We start from the raw sequence: 2,702 nt of genomic DNA, 5'->3' as shown, positions 1-2,702 counted from the left end.
ATTAAATAGGGAAAATCTTCAATACAATGGCAAAAGAAAAAAAAGAAAAGAACCTTACCGACTATCTGGAAGAAAACCTTCCCGAAGGAAATAAGGGGATGTCCAGACGTGGTTTTTTACGGGGTTCAGGCCTTGCTACCGCCGGTGCGATGGTGGTCTCGAACGGTCTATTCGCCAATAGTGCGGACGATAGCCTGAAAATGCAGGGACCTGACGAAATTCCACTTAAATTAAACATCAACGGACGACCTATACATGTGCTCTCAAGACCCGATGAAACCCTTGTTGATGTACTGCGCGATAGATTGGAACTTACGGGCACCAAATTGGTCTGTGGTCGTGGTGCATGCTCGGGATGTACGGTAATGGTCGATGGGAAACCGGTATGTTCATGCCTGACCTTGGCCATTGAATCGGAAGGCAAGGAAATCACTACCATAGAAGGCATTGCCGACGGCACAAAACTTCATCCGGTACAGGAGGCTTTTATTGAAGAGGATGCATCCATGTGCGGATATTGCACCCCGGGAATGGTCATAAGTTGCGTTGCGCTGTTAAATGGCAATCCCAAACCATCCGATTTGGAAATCAAAAAAGCCGTACGTGGCAATTTATGCCGATGCGGTACCTATCCGCATGTCTTCAAGGCAGCCATGACCGCTAGCAAAAATGTCTAATACTCCCTTAATATTGTATCCAAAATGAAAACACGAAAAGAAAAATTTCCTTACGGCATACCGGGAGTCAACCTTACAGAAATAGAAAGGGAAGTGCCCGTTACCGAGCCGCCTGCATGGCCCATTAATGATAAATTGAAACATGTAGGGAAGAGTACAAAACGCATTGATGCGATTCTTAAGGTTACCGGCGAGGCAAAATATACTGCGGATGTTAAACTACCGGGAATGTTGTACGGGGCCATTTTATATGCACCTGTACCGAAAGCAAAAATCAGATCCATTGACACCTCGGCCGCGGAGAAATACCCTGGGGTACGTGGGGTCCATGTTCTTAAAAATGTATTGGGAGGAGCCGAATCCAAGGAAGGGGATAAAAATAAAAGTTTTCCGGAGATAAAATATGCGGGACAGCCGATAGCCGGTGTGGCCGCCGAAAACGACCAAGTGGCGCAAAAAGCGGTAGGCCTTATCAAGGTGGATTATGAGACGGAACCTTTTGTGATCGATTTGGATGCAGCCCGAAAACCGGATGCTCCCTTGGTGTTCACGGGTTCGGTAGGGCAGGAGGAAACCGGCGGTGGCGGCGGAGCGGCAGAAGGATTAAAACTAGTGGGCAACGTGAGGGGACCTGCTACGGAAAGTTTTTACGGGGGGCCTAAGGGCAATATTGAAAAAGGCTTTTCCGAGGCCGATGTAATCGTCGAGGGCACCTTCCGCACCCAAGTACAGACCCATAGTGCGCTTGAGCCGCACGGTTGTGTGGTAGATTGGAAACCCGATATGATGACCATCTACGCATCCACGCAGTCCACCAAAAGTGTTAGGAACGAATTTGCCACGATTTTTGATATGCCGGAAAGTAAGGTCCGGGTCATCTGCCAATTTATGGGTGGTGGCTTCGGGGCGAAATATGGCGCTGGCAACTTTGGCGTTATCGCGGGCAACCTATCCAAAAAAACGGGCCGACCGGTCAAGACCATGATGACCCGCAAAGGGGAACATTTATGTGTGGGCAATAGGCCCAACAGTTATAATGAAATGCGTATAGGTGCCAAGAAAGATGGCACCCTTACTGCCATAAAACAGGAATCCTATGGAACGGCCGGGGTGGGACTTGGTGCCGGAGTGGGACGCATTGCACAGGGTCTGTATCCCTGCCCCAATTTTCTTTCGGAACAGTATGACGTATTCACCAATGCCGGTCCCGGGGCGGCTTGGCGCGCACCCGGTAATCCGCAGGGCGCCTTTGCGCTGGAACAACTTATAGATGAACTCGCCGAAAAGTTGGATATGGATCCGGCCGCTTATCGGGACATTATCGATAAGAGCGAGGTTCGGAAACAGGAACGAAAAATAGCCATTGAAAAATTTGGATGGTCCAATAGAAAACCCAAGGTAAGTTCCACGGAAAGTATCAAAAAAGGTATGGGAATGGCGCAGGCCACCTGGCCCCGTTTGGTCGATATCGATTCTACGGCTGAAGTCCGCCTGCACAAGGATGGAACTGTGGAAATTCGTTCAGGGGTACAGGATATAGGAACCGGAACACGAACGATATTGGCACAGGTAGTCGCGGAAGAATTGGGACTCGAACCAGAGGACATAGGGGTTCATATCGGGGATACCTATTTTCCCGACGGTCCGGCTTCGGGCGGTAGTAAAGTGACTTCCTCCATCACACCGGCTGCAAGAAACGCCGCTTACAAGGCAAAAAATGAACTTTTTCGACAGGTGGGCATGCAGATGGAAGTCGAGCCGGAAGATCTGGAACTTGTAGACGGCATCATCCAATCCAAAACAGATACCAGTAAAAAAATCTCATTCAAGGATGCCCTTTCGGAGATGCGAACCTCTCAAATTACGGTCACGGCAAGCCGTGAGGATGATTACGGGGGTTTTCAGGTCGGTAAGTCGGTAGCCTTTTCAGATTTGGGTTCGGTGCAGATGGCCGAAGTTTCGGTGGATACGGAAACCGGTTTTGTAAGGGTGGACCGTATCGTTGCGGTACATAGCTGCGGTCGC

General features: G+C 49.6%; 2 protein-coding genes. Both read left to right on the top strand.

Going from position 1 to position 2,702, the window contains the following annotated elements; translation table 11 throughout:
• The first annotated feature begins 26 nt into the window (after positions 1-26).
• On the top strand, positions 27-677 hold the full coding sequence (locus tag ACEW8S_RS13610; RefSeq protein ID WP_373518690.1) for a 2Fe-2S iron-sulfur cluster-binding protein: 651 nt from the start codon (positions 27-29) through the stop codon (positions 675-677).
• A 24-nt stretch (positions 678-701) separates the two neighbouring features.
• Positions 702-2,702: xanthine dehydrogenase family protein molybdopterin-binding subunit (locus tag ACEW8S_RS13605; RefSeq protein ID WP_373518689.1), on the top strand; the 2,001-nt coding region annotated here is incomplete at its 3' end.

The organism is Pricia sp., from assembly GCF_041745955.1.
In the GTDB taxonomy this organism is placed as follows: Bacteria; Bacteroidota; Bacteroidia; order Flavobacteriales; family Flavobacteriaceae; genus Pricia.
This window is presented reverse-complemented; position numbering and strand designations above follow the sequence as displayed.

Coding starts and splice junctions, on each gene's coding strand:
- ACEW8S_RS13610 (WP_373518690.1), top strand. CDS start 27: ATGGCAAAAGAAAAAAAAGAAAAGAACCTTACCGACTATCTGGAAGAA.